Genomic DNA, 15,602 nt, shown 5'->3' with positions numbered 1-15,602 from the left:
CGGACCTGGGGTTCAGCTCGCCAGGCGGCGGGCGTCGGGCCGGAATTCGGCCCGGATCCGCTCGCGCCAGACCTCGTACATCGGAAGGTCGCCGTCGCCGCCGCCGGCGGCTTCGGTCCGGTCGGAGATGTCCCGCAGCTGCTGCACGGAGTGGCCGGTGAGCACCTCGGCGGCGAGGTGCGTGTGCGCGGGCACGTAGGCGGCGTAGGTGCGCGCCTTGACCGCGAAGACCACGCCCAGGGCGAGCTCGTCGTGGTACTCGCCCGCCGCGCGGCGCAGGATCGCCAGGCCGCGCTGGTCGGCGCCGCCGGCGAAGGTCGAGGCGAGCCCGATCCCGCTCCACAGGTCCGCCCGGCGGTGTTCGGCGAACCGCCCCGCCGCGGCGGCGGCCGCGGCCGGGTTGCCGCCGTGGATGAACCAGAGCGCCCGGCCGACCCCCTGGTCGAAGGCGCGGGCGAAGTACTCGGGCCGCCCTTCCCACGGGTAGGGCACCGGCTCGGCCTGCCTGCCGACCCACTTTTCGGTGTCGAAGTAGGCCCGGTCGAAGCCGTAGCCGTCGACGGCCAGCCAGCTCATCGTCGGGTGGTAGGCCACCCCGGTCAGCTCCGGCAGGATGTTCTTCCACAGCGGCCGCGGCAGCCGCGCCATCGCGAAGCCGATCCCGATGTAGGTCAGGAAGATGTACGGGCGCGCCGGCCCCTCCAGCAGCGCGCGCGTGCGGTCGCGGCCGCCGCCGGGCATCGCGTCGAGGACGGTGTAGCCCATCGTCGCGCCCTCGTAGGCGAACCCGCGCTGCTCCGGCTCGATCAGCGCGAGCCGGCGCTCGACCTCCCACAGCGACGCGCCCTCGACCGCCCACTCGAACCCGCAAATGACCGCCTGCGGCACCGCCTCCAGCCGGGCCGTCGCGTCGGTGTGGGTGACCGGGAAGCCGCGTTCGGCGAAGCCGACGGACGCCAGCGATGGAGCGAGAAAACGCTTGCGCAGAACTCCGATAACGGTGGACATCGTGATTGGCCCCTTGGTCGGCGGTGGCTCAGGCGACGGCGCGCAGGTGCGGCCGGGCCGCGGCGAGCATGCGCTGGGTGAACGGCGACTGCTTCGACGCGAGCGTGATCGCGATCGGGGCGTCGGTCGGCGCCGGCGCGCGCAGCCCGATCCGGGCGGCGGAGCGCCCGTGCGGTGCCACGTGGACGGTCGAGTAGGCGATCGAGAACCGCGGCCCGGCGGTGCCCGGCTGGTGCTGCGCGACCGCGATCGCGGTCCACTGCCCGGCCGGTGCGCCGTGGATGGTCAGCTCGCCCGAGTTCATGTTCGCCATGCCGGTGAAGGCGACCGGGCCGCACTGCGGCACCGGGTCGGCGAATAGCCCGACCAGCGTGTCCGCCGGCGCCGCGCCCCCGGGCAGGTCCAGCTGGATCGCCAGCTCGCCGGTGCCCGCCTGCAGCGACGCGCAGTTGCGGCCGGCCGCGCGCAGCGTCCGCAGCGGCGGCAGCCGCCGCAGCGTCGGGGAGATCGCCACGAGCAGCTCGGCGACCTGCGGTTCCCGGTACTGCGTCGGCGTCATCCCGACCGCCCGCGAGAACCGGCTGGTGAACGTGCCGACGCTGCTGTAGCCGACGCTGCACACGATGTCGGAGACGTTCAGGGACGTCGTCAGCAGCAGCCGCTTCGCTTCGAAGAGGCGCACGGCGGTGAGGAACCGGCCGGGCGTCACCCCGGTGGCGTCGGCGAACATCCGGGAGAAGTGGAACCGGCTGACGAACACTTCGGACGCCAGGTCGGCGAGCGTGATCGGCTCGAAGTACCGCTCCCGGATCGACGAGATGGCCTGCAGCACCGCGGGCCGGACCGACCTGTCCACTCTCTCGAGCGCCGGCTCCCGGGCTGGAGCGTCGAACTCGCTGCCGTGTCCGACAGCCGCTATAGAGCGCAACATCATCAGTCCAACCTCTAATCCCCTGGTGGAAGTTCTCCTTCTCCTCGTGTCAGGGAAGACGCCGTATCTCGGAGATCGATTGACGAGCGATGGAGGACACCGGGGATCCGATTCACCCGTCCGCGGGACACCCGGTCGTGGGCGGGTGGTCCACCCGGACCGGCGCGTGCGGAACGCCCGGGTGCGGTGTGCCGGACACCCGCGGCCATGATCGGCAGCGGTCCCGCGGGACGCGCGTTTGGTCCGATCCGGGGAGGCCGCGCCCCGGCGGGGGGCGGGTTCCACCAGATGGCGGCGGGTGCGTAGCGCACCCCCGGAACCTGCGGAACGCATGCGGGGGCAGGACGAACCCACGCCGGGTCCGGTGGGCGGTTCACTGGCCGCCGGGTCGGCGCTCTGTCACATTCGGATAGAAGCCCGGAGTTCGGCCGTCCACCGACCCGCGCGGCACGACCTGGGGAGCGCGAGGACGCCTTGACGATGCTGGAGGCCAGCCATGTACTCCGAACCGCAGCGAACCGACGAGCCGTACGACGGTGGTGTCCACTTCAGCGTGCTGGGCCCGCTGGAAGTGCTGCGCGAGGGCGTCGACTACGCGCCGAGCGCCCCGAAGGTGCTGGCGCTGCTCGCCGTGCTCGTCATGCGCCCGGGCAAGATGGTACACATCGACACCCTGATCCGGGAGCTGTGGTCGGACAACCCGCCGCGCACCGTCCGGACCACCCTGCACACCTACGTCTACCACCTGCGTCGCTGCATCATGCAGAACGACCTCGCGGAGGACGCCGAGAAGCTGCTGGTCACCAAGCAGTCCGGGTACACCTTCAACATCGATCCGGCCCAAGTGGACATCCACCGGTTCGTGCGGCTGCAGCAGCAGGGGTTCGAGCGCCAGGCGGCCGGCGACCACGCGGGTGCCGCCGACGCCTGCCGCGCCGCGCTCGACCTCTGGTCCGGGCCGCCGCTGGCGAACATCCACTGTGGACCGGTGTTGTCGGCCTACCGGACCGAGCTGCTCGAACTGCGGCGCAGCGTCCTGCACCTGCGGATCGAAGCGGAGATCGTCAGCGGGCGGCACCGCGAGCTGATCGGCGAGCTGCGGTCGCTGACCACCGGCAGCCCGCTCGACGAAGCCCTGCACGGGCAGCTGATGCGGGCACTGGGCCGCAGCGGCCGGCGGTCCGACGCGATGGCCGTCTACCGCAGGCTCCGCACGCGGCTGGCCGGCGAGCTGGGCGTCGAACCGTGCGACGACCTGCAGGTTCTGCACCGCGAGCTGATTTCCGAGGGCGACCACCGGTGAGCCGCCCCGCCTCCGTTCCCGGCTCCCGCCGGGCCGTCGCACCGCCCGAAAAGAAGTGAGGAAAGTTCGATGCCCACTCCGCACACCCGTGCCTACGGCCAGTTCTGCGGCGTCGCCCGCGCGCTCGAGCTCATCGGCGAGCGCTGGTCGCTGCTGATCATCCGTGACCTGGTGCTCGGCGCCAAGCGGTACGACGAGCTGCAGGCCGGCCTGCCGAAGATCCCGCCGTCCATCCTGTCCGCCCGGCTCAACGACCTGGAGGCGACCGGCGTGATCCGCCGCCGCGTCCGCGCCGAGCTCGACGCGGGCCTGGTCTACGAGCTGACCCAGTACGGCAGCGAGCTCGACAACATCGTGCTCGACCTCGGCCTCTGGGGCGCACGCTCGCTGAGCAAGCCGGCCGCCGACGACGTGGTCACCCTCGACGCGGCGATCCTGTCGCTCTACACGACGTTCCGTCCCGAGCGGGCCGAAGGCGTGCAGATCAACTTCGAGATCCGCTACGACGACCGCATGACGGTGCACGCCCTCGTCGAGGACGGCGCGGTCAAGGTCGGCGAAGGCCGGTTCCCCGGCGCCGAGCTGGCCATCCGCACCGGCCACAACGCGGCGCTGCTGGACCTGATGAGCGGCCAGCTCACCGCCGCGGCGGCGGTCCGCTCGGGCAAGCTCACCATCGAGGGCGAGGTGGCGGACCTGGAGCTGTTCGCGCAGCTGTTCCACGTCCCGGCGGCTCCGGAGCCGGCCGGCGGCATCGCGGTCTGACCCACGGCCGGGCCTGCCCCCGCGCAGGCCCGGCACCCGAGCGGCACTTTCACGTGAAAGTGCCGCCCCAGGTGGGCGCTTTCACGTGAAAGTGCCGCCTTCAGGACCGGGGCAGGCCGACCCGCGCGGCCTGCGCCTCCAGGTAGCGCCGCTCCGGGACGCTCTCCGTCCGCTCCGCCGCGCGCAGGTAGTACTCCCGCGCGTCGGCCGGCCGGCCCGCGCGCTCCAGCAGGTGCGCCCGGACCGCGTCCACGCGGCGTCCGACGTCCAGCTTGGCGTCGATCCCGTCCAGCACCGCCAGCCCGGCGTCCGGGCCCGCCACCTGGGCGAGGGCCACCGCCAGGTTCACCGTCACCACCGGCCCCGGCATGAGCTCGCCCAGCACGCCGTACAGCTCCACGATCTGCGGCCAGTCGGTCTCGTCCGTGCCGGGTGCCTCGTCGTGCAGCGCCGCGATCGCCGCCTGGACCTGGTACGGCCCCACCGGGCCCCGGCCCAGCGTCGAACGCACCAGCGTGACGCCTTCCTCGATCATCGCCGCGTCCCAGCGGCCGCGGTCCTGCTCGGGCAGCGGCACCAGCTCGCCGTCCGGGCCGGTGCGCGCCGCGCGGCGGGCGTCGGTCAGGAGCATCAGCGCCAGCAGGCCCGCGACCTCGCCCTCGCCGGGGATCAGCGCGTGCACCGCGCGGGTCAGCCGGATCGCCTCGGTGGCCAGCTCGGCGCGCAGCAGGTTCTCCCCCGACGTCGCCGTGTACCCCTCGTTGAAGATCAGGTACAGCACCTGGAGCACCACCTGCAGCCGCGCCGGGAAGTCGGCCGGCGACGGCTCGCTGAAGGTCGACCCCGCCGCGGCGATGCTCTCCTTCGCGCGGGTGATGCGCCGCGTCATGGTCGCCTCGGGCACCAGGAAGGCGCTCGCGATCTGCGCCGTGGTCAGGCCGCCGACGGCCCGCAGCGTCAGCGCGACCTGCGAAGGCGGCGAGACCGCCGGGTGGCAGCACAGGAACAGCAGCTTCAGCGTGTCGTCCCCGGCCGCGGGCTGCTCCTCGCCGGGCCCGGGCACGACGGTCACCGGCTCCCGCACGGCGACCGACTCCTCACGCCGCCGCCGCGCGCTCTCGCTGCGCCAGCTGTCGGTGAGCCGCCGGGTCGCGACCGTCACCAGCCAGCTGCGCGGGTTGTCCGGCACGCCCTCGGCCGGCCACTGCCCGCTCGCCGCCAGCAGCGCCTCCTGGACCGCGTCCTCGCACGCGTCGAACTGGCCGTACCGGCGGACCAGCACGCCCAGCACCTGCGGCACGAGCGGCCGCAGCACGTCGGCGACCGCGGTCACGCCATGGGCACTTCGGTTTCGGCGTCGGCGAAGTAGACCACCTCGCGGACCTCGATGCCGAGGCCTTCGACGGCGGCGTCCGGGATCATCCCGGCGAGCTCGACGGCGCGCTCCTTGCTCGCGCACTCGACGAGGTAGTAGCCGGCCAGGAACTCCTTCGACTCCAGGAACGGGCCGTCGGTGACGGCGGGCAGGCCCCCGCGCACCCGCACGACGCTGCTGTCGGCGACCGCGCCGAGCGCCTGGGTGCTGATCATCTCGCCGGTTTCCCGGATGGTGCGGATGAACTCCTGGTGCCCGGTCATGATGGCGTCCATGTCCTGCTCGGACAGCTTCGCCAGCACGTCCGGGTTCAGGTACATCGCCAGCAGGTACTTCACGTCCGGGCTCCCTTCAGCCACCCTCGCCGCGTCCGTGGCCGAAGATAGCCGACCGCGCCGCAACCGCGGAGTGGAGCCGCCGCGCGGGGGCCTGCGAGGCTGGTTACGGGCAGTCCCGGCTGCCCGGACCAGGAGGTTGGGCGCCGATGGCCGACGTGTTCACGGACCTGCAGACCGAGACCGAGGCGCTGGCCGAACTGGCCGAGCGGCACGGGTACGGCCCCGGCCCGGACCTCGCCGGGTACTTCGCCCGGCTGACGTCGACCGCCCGCCTGGTCCGCCTCAGCGTCGAGCACCCGGCGGCGTTCGGGGTGACCCCGCAGATCTCGTACGACACGCTCGACGAGGCGATCGTGAGCTGGCTGATCGAGCAGCGCAAGGCGACGGCCCTGCTCACCTCGGCCCCGCCGGAACCGGAGCTCCCGTGGAGCGACGGCCCCCTGCGCCCCTCGGTCCTCGCGGCGGCGGTGCTGACCGAGCTGTTCGCCTGCGGCCAGGACATCGCCGACGCGGTCGGCATCCGCCTCCGCCGCGACGACGCGATCGGCCACGTCGCCTACTACGGCATCCGCACCCGCGACCGCGTGTACCACCGCCACCAGGAGACACCGCCGGGCCAGTTCCGCTTCGAGCTGCGCGCGCCCTCGGGCGAGCTGTGGGCGTTCGGCCCCCAGGACGCCCGCGACCGCATCACGGGTCCGGCGGAGGACTTCTGCCTCCTGGTGACCGGCCGCCGGTTCGCGGAGGACCTGTCCCTGGTGTTCACGGGCGGGCACACCGCCGAATGGCTGGAGTTGCTGGAGCGCTGAGGCTTCGGTAGGTCCGGGGTTCGCCGGCCTGCGCTCATCCGGCGCCGGGCCGCGGGACTCTCGCCGCGGCCGGCTCGGTGGGCGTGCAGCCGCTCCCGCAGGTGCACCGGCGGGGCCCGCCCGCGGCCGCACCGCCGGCCGCTCCTCGCGGCGCAACGGCCAGCGCGCGGCAACCTCGCAGGCCACCCAGCCGCTCACGCAGGTGCATTGGCGCGGCCTCAACGCCGGCGCCGGCCGCCGGTCCTGGCCCACCCGCGGCCTACTCGAACGGTGCCGGATCCCCCGCCCCCACCCGCAGGATCTCCGCTTCCCCGGAAGAGAAGTCGACCACCGTCGTCGGTTCCACGCCGCAGTCGCCCGAGTCCAGGACCGCCTCCAGGGCGTTGTCCAGCTCCTCCTTGATCTCCCAGCCCTGCGTCATCGGCTCGCCTTCGCCCGGCAGCAGAAGCGTGCTCGACAGCAACGGCTCGCCGAGCTCGGCCAGCAACGCCTGGGTGACGCGGTGGTCCGGGATGCGCACGCCGACCGTCTTCTTCTTCTCGTGCATCAGCCGGCGCGGCACCTCCTTGGTGGCCGGGAGGATGAACGTGTAGCTGCCCGGGGTCGCCGCCTTGATCGCGCGGAACACCGCGTTGTCGATGTGGACGAACTGGCCGAGCTGGGCGAAGTCCTGGCAGACCAGGGTGAAGTGGTGGCGGTGGTCCAGCTTGCGGATGGCGCGGATGCGGTCGAGCCCGTCGCGGTTGCCCGGGCGGCACCCGAGCGCGAAGCACGAGTCGGTCGGGTAGGCGATCAGCCCGTCGTTCCGGAGGATCTCGACCACCTGGCCCAGCGACCGCTTCTGGGGGTTCTCCGGGTGCAGGTCGAAATAGCGTGCCATGGGCCGAGCCTAGTTTCGGCCGCCCGGGACGGCGCGGCGGCCCCCGCGCGTCTCCTATCTTGCCGTACCCGGACCGAACGCTGGGCCCACCCGCGGGTGGCGGCCCACAATCCGCAGTGGACCACAGCCAGGGAGGGCCAGTGATGACGGAGCTGACCGTGCCGGAACTCGACAGCCCCCGTGTCGTCGCCGGGGCCAGGTACCTGTTCGAAGGCCCGCGCGGGCGGGTCTCGCTGACCGAGCTGTTCCTCGGGCACCCGCGGCTCGCCGTGCACCACCCGATGGCCGACCACAGCGGACCCGCGGACGTCGTCCCGGCCGCAGAAGTCACCGACGCGCTGCACGACCCGGGCCTGCGGCTGGTGCTCGTCTCCCGCGCGCCCTACGCCAAACTGGCGCAGTACTGGCGGCACCTCGGCTGGAACGTCGCCGCGTACTCGGCCGCCGGTACCGCGTTCACCGACGACTTCCCGGCCACCCGGCACGTGCCCGGCGCCGCGGGGGGCGACTCCTGGGACGACGACGAGTCCGGGCTCAGCTTCTTCCGGCTGGCGGCCGGTTCCGTGCTGCACACCGGCTCGGTCGCCGTGCCGCGCCTCGACTTCCTGAGCCTGCTCGCGAACGCGCGCGGGCTGCCGCCCACACCGGACGGCCGCTGACCCGATCGGACGCGGCCAGGCCGCGCCGGCCCGTCCGATCGCACGTTTTCGCACCGTTTCCGGTGCGCGCCCTTGAGTTATGATCAGCCGTCAGCTCGCACACACAGCGCCCAGACCCGGCCTCCCGGGCGGCCGGTCGCCGCGCAGATCCGGAGGGTCCGCACTGATGTCTCCGGTCGCCGCTCTCGAGCCCTCCACCGGGCGCTCAGCGACCGCCGAACCCCGCGGCACCACCGCGGCGGACCGGCGCCCCCGGCTGGCCACCTACCTGGCCTCGGCCATCATCGTCGTCGTCATCGCCGGGTTCAGCGTGATCGGCGTCGTCGGCCTGCTGCCGGCGTCGGTCGACGGCCTCCACGCCCTGTACGCCGTCGCCGCCGTCGCCGGCCTGCTCGGCATTCAGCTGCTGTGGTTCAGCCGCCCGTCCGCGCGGCTCGACTCGGTCACCAGCCGGGTGCTGCTCGCCGTGGTGGTCGTGCTGGCCTACGTCCCGCTGCCGACCTTCGGCATCCTGTGGGCGGACATGCCGGACTTCGTCGGCGGCGCGGCGCTGCTGGTGCTGCCGCCGCGGTACGCGTGGCCGACGCTGGGGGTGGTCGCGCTCAGCGAGGTGTGGGTCTACCACACGTTCGGCGCGTCCCCCCTGGACACGATCTACATCGGCTTTTCCGCCTGCTTCTACAGCATCCTCTACTACCTGCTGGCCCGGCTCGCGCGGATGGTCCACGAACTCCACCGCGCCCGCACCGAACTGGCCCAGCGCGCGGTGGCCGAGCAACGCCTCGCCTTCGCCCGCGACCTGCACGACCTGCTCGGCCTGAGCCTGTCCGCGATCGCGCTCAAGGGCGAGCTCGCGCAGCGGCTGATGCGCAAGTCCGTCGAGGCGGCCAAGGCCGAGCTCGGCGAGATCACCGCGACCGCCCAGCGCACGCTGTCCGACGTCCGCGCGGTCTCGCACGGCTACCGCGAACTCTCGCTGGAGAAGGAGTCGCGGACGGCCGAAACGCTGCTGTCGGCCTCGGACGTCGCCGTCCGGGTCCACCTCGACCAGGGCGACCTCCCGGTCCAGGCGCGCACGCTGCTGGCCAAGGTGCTCCGCGAAGGCGTCACGAACGTGCTGCGCTACAGCGAGGTCGAGCACTGCGAGATCGACGTCCGCCACCACGACGGCAAGGTCACCCTCGAAATCGTCAACGACGGCGTGACGGCGGACGACCCGGCGGCCACGCTGGCGACCCTGCCCGACGAGGTCGCCGCGCTCGGCGGCACGGCGACCGCGAAGACCGGTTCGGACGGCCGCTTCCGGCTCCGGGTCGAGCTCCCGGTCCCGGAACGGCTGGGCAGCGGGGCCGCGCACGAAGCCGAGCAGCAGACGGAGACCGAGTCCAAGCGGATCCGCCGGCTGCTCCCGGTGGTCATGTCCCTGATGGCGTGCGGGGCCACGCTGCACGTGCTCGAGCTGACCACCCAGCCGTGGCAGGTGATCCTGGTCGTCGGCTCCATCGTGGCGTTGCTGGCGCTGCAGTTCTCCTACTTCAACCGGCCGGCCACCAACCTGCGCACGGCGCAGAGCTACGGCATGGTGTTCGTCCAGGCCTGCCTGGTCTACCTCCCGCTGCTGCCGCTCGGCCCGAACTGGGTGAGCCTGCCCGGGCTGCTGATCGGGAGTTCGCTGCTCGTCCTGCCGCCGGTCGCGGGGTGGGTGTTCTTCGCGCTCAACATCGCCGCGTACGCGGAAATCCAGCGGATCTCGGGCGCGGACATCACCTCGACGGTCTTCTACACGGCCGCGACCGTGATGACCGGGCTGGCCGTGTTCGGGCTGCTGTGGCTGGTCCGGCTGGTAACCGAGCTCGACAACACCCGGCGGCGGCTGGCCGAGATGGCCCTCGCCGAGGAACGGCTGCGCTTCGCCCGCGACCTGCACGACCTGCTCGGGATGAGCCTGTCGGCGATCGCGTTGAAGAGCGAGCTGACGGCCCGGATCCTGTCGCTGGACCGCCACCGCGCCGCCGACGAGCTCGCCGAGGTCCTCGGCCTGACCCGGCAAGCGCTGTCCGACGTGCGGTCGGTGGCCAGCGGCTACCGCGAACTGTCCCTGGCCAGCGAGTCCCGCACCGCGAAGTCGGTGCTGATTTCCGCCGACGTCCGGGTGCGCATGGAGATGCTCGAAGACGAGCTGCCGACGCCGGTGCGGACGGTGCTGGCCGTGGTGCTGCGCGAAGGCGTCACGAACGTGCTGCGGCACAGCAAGGTGGAGAGCTGCGAGATCGCCATGCACCGCACGGACGGCGGGATCAGCCTCGACATCGTCAACGACGGCGTCGGCGGCTACCGTGACGCGCGGGCCGAAAACCCCGAAAACCCCGATGACCCCGGCGATCCCGCGGAACCGCCGGCGCCGGTCGTGCCCGCGCCGCGCACCGCGCCCCGCGATTCCTCGCCGGGCAGCGGGATCGGCAACCTCTCGCACCGGGTCGCCGACCTCGGCGGCGAGCTGACCGCGGGGGTGGAGGCGGACGGCCGGTTCCGGCTGCGGGCCGTGGTTCCGGTCTGACGGCCGGATTCCTTACTGGTCTATACCTGTTCGCGGCTCAGAGCCAGCCGGACTCCTCGGCGATCCGGATCGCGTCGACCCGGTTGCGGGCGTTGAGCTTCGCCACCACCGTCGTCAGGTAGTTCCGGACCGTGCCGGCGGACAGGTACAGCCGCGCGGCGACCTCCACCGTCCCGTAGCCCTGCGCGGTCATCCGGAGCACGTCCAGCTCGCGGCCGGTGAGCGGGCAGTCGACGGAGTCCCACGCGGCCAGCGCCAGGTCGCCGTCCACCATCCGGCGGCCGGCGAGGACCCCGCGGACGGCGTTGGCCAGCTTGTCGGGCGGCGCGTCCTTCAGCAGGAAGCCGCCCACCTTGGCGTCCAGCGCCCGCCGCAGCGTCCCCGGCCGGCCCAGGCTGGTCAGGATGAGCGTCCGGCACCCCGGCAGCTGTTCGTGCAGCTCACCGGCCGCGGTGAGGCCGTCCTTGCCCGGCAGGTCGATGTCGATGACCGCCACCTGCGCGTGGTTGGCGCGGGCCGCGGCCAGGATCTCCAGGCCGGACGCGACCTCCGCGACCACGTCGATGTCGGGTTCCAGCCGCAGCAGGGCGACCAGCGCCCCCCGTACGATGTGCATGTCCTCGGCAACCAGCACTCTGATCACGGGTGCCTCCGCAGTCACGATTCCCCAGAACTCAAGTCAACCATTCTGCTTGACGAATCGGTTACACCGTTCGGGCATCTCTGGACAGCACTGCCGCGAAATGCACCGGCACAGGCAAATGCCGGGTTAAAACTGCCTTGTCGCGACCGTGCGACTACGACCGGTAACGAGTTCTTGCCATGATCCACAGGCTGTTGGAAATTTTCCCGTCACGTCGTTTGTGGACGACGTCGATGTGCTCCACATGCGACGGGCCGGTCGCCACCCGGCGCGCGGAGCGCGCCCGGCGTGACCGGCCCGGCAAACACGAGAACAGCGAAAACGGTGCTCAGGCCGCCTCGAGCACGTCCAGCCGGCAGATGCTCCCCAGGATCGGCCGGACGTCGGCGGTGCCGTCGCTCCACTGCTCGAACCGGTCGATCGACAGGTCGGTGACGGTCTTCTCGACCTCGATGCCCAGATCGGCGAAAAGTGCGCGGACGTTGGCGGAAACCTGTGCGGACATTATGTGCTCCCAGTGGCGAAGATGAATGCTTCACGTGACATAAATCGTCGCCCAGTGCCGCGGTATCAGCCAGTGCCCGCGTCATCGGGCCGCCGTGGCTTACACATGGTCCGTGCGGTTTCCGGAATGGGGCCGAACGGCCTAACCAACCATCGAATGCGGGTCGAATCACGCTGATTTCGTCACCAAGCGCGATCGGCCGGGTGCGGGGTGCGGTCACCGGCAGCACCCATGTGCATCCGTCACGGGTCGGATACCCAGCATCGGCGACGTCAAACCCGGCATGTGCAAAACGCATGTCGACCACCGGTGAAATCCATCCGCACCGGTGCACAGAGCACTTAAGAAGTAGACGTCCGCCGTTCTACAGTTTTGGTCGGAATCGTTTTTCCGCACCCGGACACTTCACCGGAAGGCCCGGACGCGGCACCGTCGACCGGAGGGGACGGCCCACCATGGATGAGATCGTCCGGCAAGCCGTGGCACGTGCCATCGTGACCATGCGAGACAACCTGGGCGAGCGGCTCACGATCGACGACCTCGCCCGCGCGGCCATGTTCAGCAAGTTCCACTTCACCCGGGTGTTCCTGCGGGTCACCGGCCTGTCGCCGGGCCGGTTCCTGTCGGCCCTGCGGCTGGCGGAGGCCAAGCGCCTGCTGGCCACCACCGTCATCTCGGTGGCCGACATCAGCCACCAGGTCGGGTACAACAGCGTCGGCACGTTCAGCGCGCGGTTCAGCGGGAGCGTCGGCGTCTCGCCGTCGGGCTACCGCCAGCTGCACGGCATGGCGCCGCGGATCGCCGACCGGCAGGCCCAGCCGGGGTCCGGGGCGACCGTGCGGGGCCAGCTGCGCGTCGCCTCCGCCGCCGAGGTCGGACCGGTGTTCGTCGGGCTGTTCGCCGCCCGGATCGCCGAAGGCGCGCCGGCCCGGTACGCCATCCTGCCCGGTCCGGGGCCGTACGCGCTGACCGACGTCCCGCTGGGGTCCTGGTACGTCCTGACGCACGCCTACGGGACCACCCCGCTCGACAACCACGGGCTGCGGCCGTTCACCGGCCTGACCGGGCCGGTGACCATCCACCGCGGCGTCACGGCGAGCCTCGCCGACGTCCGGCTGCGCCCGCGGCACGGCTTCGACCCGCCCGTCCTGCTGGCCCTGCCCGACCTGCGCCACGCCGTAGTCTCACGCCCGCTCGCGAGCTGAGCGTGCAATTCCGGGGGATCGAATCCGCCGTCCGTTAATCCACGGGCGGCGGACTCACCTGTTCGGGGTGAGGCACAGCCATTCGGCCCAGCAGCAGGCATCGGCGGCCGGATTGCCCGCACCGGCCCGGATCGGGTAGGCGGCGGGTGAATATTCGGTATTCCGGCGGCCGCGATCGCGGGAAACACCGGCAAGGCCGCGCAATGGCGTACAATTGCGGTTCGGAGTCGCCGGACTGGGGTGCGAGGTACCGACGTGATCAAGGTGTTGCTGGCCGAGGACATGCACATGGTCCGCGGCGCCCTGGTCGCCCTGCTGAACCTCGAATCCGACATCGAAGTGGTGGCCGAGGTGTCCTCGGGCGACCAGATCCTCCCCGCCGCGAAGGCGGCCCACCCCGACGTCGCGGTCATCGACATCGATCTGCCGGGCAAGGACGGGCTGTCCGCGGCGATCGAGATCCACGAGAGCCTGCCGGACTGCCACACGCTCATCCTGACCAGCCTGGGCCGCCCGGGCACGGTCCGCCGGGCGCTGGACGCCAAGGTGAACGGCTTCCTGCTCAAGGACGCGCCGTCGGACAAGCTGGCGAACGCCGTGCGGTCGGTCGCCATCGGCCGCCGGGTCATCGACAGCGAGCTGGCCCTGGCCGCCTGGGAGACCGACGACTGCCCGCTGACCCCGCGCGAGGTCGAAATCCTGGGCCTGGCGGCCAAGGGGCGCACGGTGTCCGACATCGCCTCCGAGCTGTTCCTCTCGGCCGGCACGGTCCGCAACTACCTGGCCTCGGTCGTGACGAAGCTGAACGCCCGCAACCGGGTGCACGCCATCCGCATCGCCACCGAAGCCGAGTGGCTCTGACCCACCGGCCGGATCCGCTTCACCACGGAGAAACCTCCGGGAAAACGCTTACCCGACCCGCGCCGGCCAGGTGTATTGCCCTGCGAGGTTGGGGACGCGGCCGGCGGGTGGTTTGCCGCCCAGCGCGGTGTGGCCGCAGTGGTGACTGTAGGTGTGCAGCCACCGCGGTAGCGCAGCCCGACGTTCGGCCTCGGTGCGGCAGGGCTGGTCATAGGCCCATTCGTCGAGCAGGGTCCGGTTGAACCGCTCCACCTTGCCGGTGGTCTGGGGACGGTAGGGGCGGGTGTGTTTGCGGGTGATCTGCGCGCCGCGCAGCGTGTCGCTTCTTGATGTCCATGTGCACCAGATCGCCGGGGGCGGCGTGTTCGTAGCGCGAATGGGGCGACCGGAAGCTCGATCGAGGCGGGCCAGCCGGTAACGGACCAGGACCTGATGCACCGTTGCGGGGTTCAACCCGGCAGGTAGGCGATCCGGGCCAGTCCCACCGGCGGATCAGGCGGACTTCGATGATCCGCCGCGAGAGCCTCCGCTGCTCGGTGTAGACGTCGCACTCCACACCGAACCCGGAGGCCTCCTTCACATCAAGATCATCCGATCAGGTGGCACCACGATCGCAACCTCCCCGGACAGAACAGCTAGGACGCCGCACGCCCCAGCGGGATCGCCACCAGCAGGCGGTGGGTCCCGTCGGGACCCGCTTCGGTCGTCAGCGTGCCGTTCAGGACGTCGATGCGGTCGCGGAGGTTCCGCAGGCCCGCGCCGGCGTCCGCCCCGGCGTCGGCCGCCCCGGCCGCGCCGTCGTTGACGATCTCCAGCCAGGCCGTCCCGTCCTCGGTGCTCACCGACAGCGCGCACCAGCTCGCGGTGCTGTGGCGCACCACGTTCGTGACGCCTTCGCGCAGCGCCGTCCCGAGCGCGGTGGCCACCCGCAGGGGCAGCTCGTCGAGGCCGGAGCGGGCCACCGTCACCCGGGTCCCGGCCGCGCTGAGCACGTCGGCCGCGGCCCGGCACTCCTCCTCGAGCGACAGTTCGCGGTAGCCCGCGGCAATCGTGCGGACGTCGGCCAGCGCCCGCCGCGACATCACCAGCAGCTCGGCGAGCTCCTCCTTCGCCTGCGCGGGCCGGGTGGGCACCAGGCGGTGCACAAGTTCACCCTTGAGGGTGATCGCCGACAGGCTGAGCCCAAGCAGGTCGTGGACGTCGCGGGAGAACCGCTTGCGCTCTTCGGCGATGGCCTGGCGCTTCAGCTCGCGCACCTCCACGTCCCGCTCGGCCACCAGCCGCGCCGACGTGCCGAGCCCGAACAGGGTGAGGCCGGCGACCCCGGCGACCACCGCACCGGCCACGCCCGCGTGCACCGAGGCTCCGGGCCACGCCGAGCCGAGCCCGGCCACGACGCACGCCAGCAACGCGCCGGGCACCGCCTTGGACGGCGGGAACGCCAGCAGCAGCCCGCCGGCGAAGAACCCGCTCGCCGGGCTCCACAGGGCGCCGAACTGCAGCAACGGCACGAAGCCCAGCGCGGCCTGGACGGCCAGGACCACGAGCCGGCGGCCGGCCCGGCCGTGCGTGAACCAGATCAGGTGCCCGGCCGCGAGGGCCGCGGCGCAGGCCAGCGCGGCCAGCCGGTCCAGCCAGGACGCCCGGGCGGTCAGCACGGACAGGAACGCGAGCAGCGCGAGCGCGGCGACCGCGGCCGGCTGCGCGCCGAACACGAGCGCCCGCACCCCGGGCCGTTCCTCCGGCATCGGAGGAGCGGACGG

General features: G+C 72.1%; 15 protein-coding genes and 1 pseudogene. 7 read left to right on the top strand and 9 right to left on the bottom strand.

Features of this window, described 5'->3' with window-relative positions; genetic code table 11:
- Positions 1-12 precede the first annotated feature (12 nt).
- Entirely contained in the window at positions 13-1,008 is a 996-nt protein-coding gene (locus C2L59_RS28285; protein WP_103352570.1) for a DUF1702 family protein, read from the bottom strand.
- A 28-nt stretch (positions 1,009-1,036) separates the two neighbouring features.
- On the bottom strand, positions 1,037-1,864 hold the full coding sequence (locus C2L59_RS28280) for a helix-turn-helix transcriptional regulator (RefSeq protein ID WP_103352569.1): 828 nt from the start codon (positions 1,862-1,864) through the stop codon (positions 1,037-1,039).
- Between the two features lie 571 nt (positions 1,865-2,435).
- Here C2L59_RS28280 and C2L59_RS28275 point away from each other — a divergent pair.
- A complete protein-coding gene (locus C2L59_RS28275; RefSeq protein ID WP_103352568.1) occupies positions 2,436-3,242 on the top strand; it encodes an AfsR/SARP family transcriptional regulator in 807 nt (268 codons plus the stop codon).
- A 69-nt stretch (positions 3,243-3,311) separates the two neighbouring features.
- A complete protein-coding gene (locus C2L59_RS28270) occupies positions 3,312-4,007 on the top strand; it encodes a winged helix-turn-helix transcriptional regulator (RefSeq protein ID WP_103352567.1) in 696 nt (231 codons plus the stop codon).
- 100 nt (positions 4,008-4,107) lie between these two features.
- Here the strand turns inward: C2L59_RS28270 and C2L59_RS28265 are convergent, their stop codons facing one another.
- Positions 4,108-5,340: an RNA polymerase sigma factor gene (locus tag C2L59_RS28265; protein ID WP_103352566.1), complete on the bottom strand. Its 1,233-nt coding sequence runs from the start codon at positions 5,338-5,340 to the stop codon at positions 4,108-4,110.
- Positions 5,337-5,720: a YciI family protein gene (locus C2L59_RS28260; RefSeq protein ID WP_103352565.1), complete on the bottom strand. Its 384-nt coding sequence runs from the start codon at positions 5,718-5,720 to the stop codon at positions 5,337-5,339. Before C2L59_RS28260 ends, C2L59_RS28265 begins: the two co-directional genes overlap by 4 nt.
- 146 nt (positions 5,721-5,866) lie before the next feature.
- Between C2L59_RS28260 and C2L59_RS28255 the strand changes: the two genes are divergently transcribed.
- On the top strand, positions 5,867-6,529 hold the full coding sequence (locus C2L59_RS28255; RefSeq protein WP_103352564.1) for a maleylpyruvate isomerase family mycothiol-dependent enzyme: 663 nt from the start codon (positions 5,867-5,869) through the stop codon (positions 6,527-6,529).
- Positions 6,530-6,788: 259 nt separating this feature from the next.
- Here the strand turns inward: C2L59_RS28255 and C2L59_RS28250 are convergent, their stop codons facing one another.
- Positions 6,789-7,409 carry an L-threonylcarbamoyladenylate synthase gene (locus C2L59_RS28250; protein WP_103352563.1) on the bottom strand — a complete coding sequence of 207 codons (621 nt, stop codon included), beginning with the start codon at positions 7,407-7,409 and terminating at the stop codon, positions 6,789-6,791.
- 143 nt (positions 7,410-7,552) lie between these two features.
- Here C2L59_RS28250 and C2L59_RS28245 point away from each other — a divergent pair, with 143 nt between their 5' ends.
- Together C2L59_RS28245 and C2L59_RS28240 are read left to right on the top strand one after the other, a co-directional pair.
- Positions 7,553-8,068 (top strand): DUF899 family protein, encoded by a 516-nt coding sequence (locus tag C2L59_RS28245; RefSeq protein WP_103352562.1) that lies wholly within the window; start codon positions 7,553-7,555, stop codon positions 8,066-8,068.
- Positions 8,069-8,234: 166 nt separating this feature from the next.
- Positions 8,235-10,625 carry a sensor histidine kinase gene (locus C2L59_RS28240; RefSeq protein WP_103352561.1) on the top strand — a complete coding sequence of 797 codons (2,391 nt, stop codon included), beginning with the start codon at positions 8,235-8,237 and terminating at the stop codon, positions 10,623-10,625.
- A gap of 37 nt (positions 10,626-10,662) precedes the next feature.
- On the opposite strand, the gene C2L59_RS28235 is transcribed toward C2L59_RS28240, so the two are convergent.
- Together C2L59_RS28235 and C2L59_RS48235 are read right to left on the bottom strand one after the other, a co-directional pair.
- Positions 10,663-11,268, bottom strand: coding sequence for a DNA-binding response regulator (locus C2L59_RS28235; RefSeq protein ID WP_103352560.1), 606 nt, complete (start codon positions 11,266-11,268; stop codon positions 10,663-10,665).
- 328 nt (positions 11,269-11,596) lie between these two features.
- Positions 11,597-11,773, bottom strand: coding sequence for a hypothetical protein (locus C2L59_RS48235; protein ID WP_199199291.1), 177 nt, complete (start codon positions 11,771-11,773; stop codon positions 11,597-11,599).
- 455 nt (positions 11,774-12,228) lie between these two features.
- Here C2L59_RS48235 and C2L59_RS28230 point away from each other — a divergent pair, with 455 nt between their 5' ends.
- Positions 12,229-12,978, top strand: coding sequence for an AraC family transcriptional regulator (locus tag C2L59_RS28230; RefSeq protein ID WP_103352559.1), 750 nt, complete (start codon positions 12,229-12,231; stop codon positions 12,976-12,978).
- Between the two features lie 255 nt (positions 12,979-13,233).
- Positions 13,234-13,839: a DNA-binding response regulator gene (locus C2L59_RS28225; protein WP_103352558.1), complete on the top strand. Its 606-nt coding sequence runs from the start codon at positions 13,234-13,236 to the stop codon at positions 13,837-13,839.
- 48 nt (positions 13,840-13,887) lie between these two features.
- Here C2L59_RS28225 and C2L59_RS50460 read toward each other — a convergent pair.
- Positions 13,888-14,365 (bottom strand): annotated as a pseudogene (locus C2L59_RS50460) (integrase core domain-containing protein); the annotation flags it as partial.
- Between the two features lie 109 nt (positions 14,366-14,474).
- On the bottom strand, positions 14,475-15,587 hold the full coding sequence (locus C2L59_RS28215) for a sensor histidine kinase (RefSeq protein WP_103352557.1): 1,113 nt from the start codon (positions 15,585-15,587) through the stop codon (positions 14,475-14,477).
- Positions 15,588-15,602: the final 15 nt, after the last annotated feature.

The organism is Amycolatopsis sp. CA-128772 (genome assembly GCF_002904295.1).
In the GTDB taxonomy this organism is placed as follows: Bacteria; Actinomycetota; Actinomycetes; order Mycobacteriales; family Pseudonocardiaceae; genus Amycolatopsis.
This window is presented reverse-complemented; position numbering and strand designations above follow the sequence as displayed.

What these genes read in the sequence shown, in the direction of transcription:
- C2L59_RS28285 (WP_103352570.1), bottom strand. Translation starts at nt 1,008, where the DNA reads ATGTCCACCGTTATCGGAGTTCTGCGCAAGCGTTTTCTCGCTCCATCG.
- C2L59_RS28275 (WP_103352568.1), top strand. Translation starts at nt 2,436, where the DNA reads ATGTACTCCGAACCGCAGCGAACCGACGAGCCGTACGACGGTGGTGTC.
- C2L59_RS28270 (WP_103352567.1), top strand. Translation starts at nt 3,312, where the DNA reads ATGCCCACTCCGCACACCCGTGCCTACGGCCAGTTCTGCGGCGTCGCC.
- C2L59_RS28255 (WP_103352564.1), top strand. Translation starts at nt 5,867, where the DNA reads ATGGCCGACGTGTTCACGGACCTGCAGACCGAGACCGAGGCGCTGGCC.
- C2L59_RS28250 (WP_103352563.1), bottom strand. Translation starts at nt 7,409, where the DNA reads ATGGCACGCTATTTCGACCTGCACCCGGAGAACCCCCAGAAGCGGTCG.
- C2L59_RS28245 (WP_103352562.1), top strand. Translation starts at nt 7,553, where the DNA reads ATGACGGAGCTGACCGTGCCGGAACTCGACAGCCCCCGTGTCGTCGCC.
- C2L59_RS28240 (WP_103352561.1), top strand. Translation starts at nt 8,235, where the DNA reads ATGTCTCCGGTCGCCGCTCTCGAGCCCTCCACCGGGCGCTCAGCGACC.
- C2L59_RS48235 (WP_199199291.1), bottom strand. Translation starts at nt 11,773, where the DNA reads ATGTCCGCACAGGTTTCCGCCAACGTCCGCGCACTTTTCGCCGATCTG.
- C2L59_RS28230 (WP_103352559.1), top strand. Translation starts at nt 12,229, where the DNA reads ATGGATGAGATCGTCCGGCAAGCCGTGGCACGTGCCATCGTGACCATG.
- C2L59_RS28215 (WP_103352557.1), bottom strand. Translation starts at nt 15,587, where the DNA reads ATGCCGGAGGAACGGCCCGGGGTGCGGGCGCTCGTGTTCGGCGCGCAG.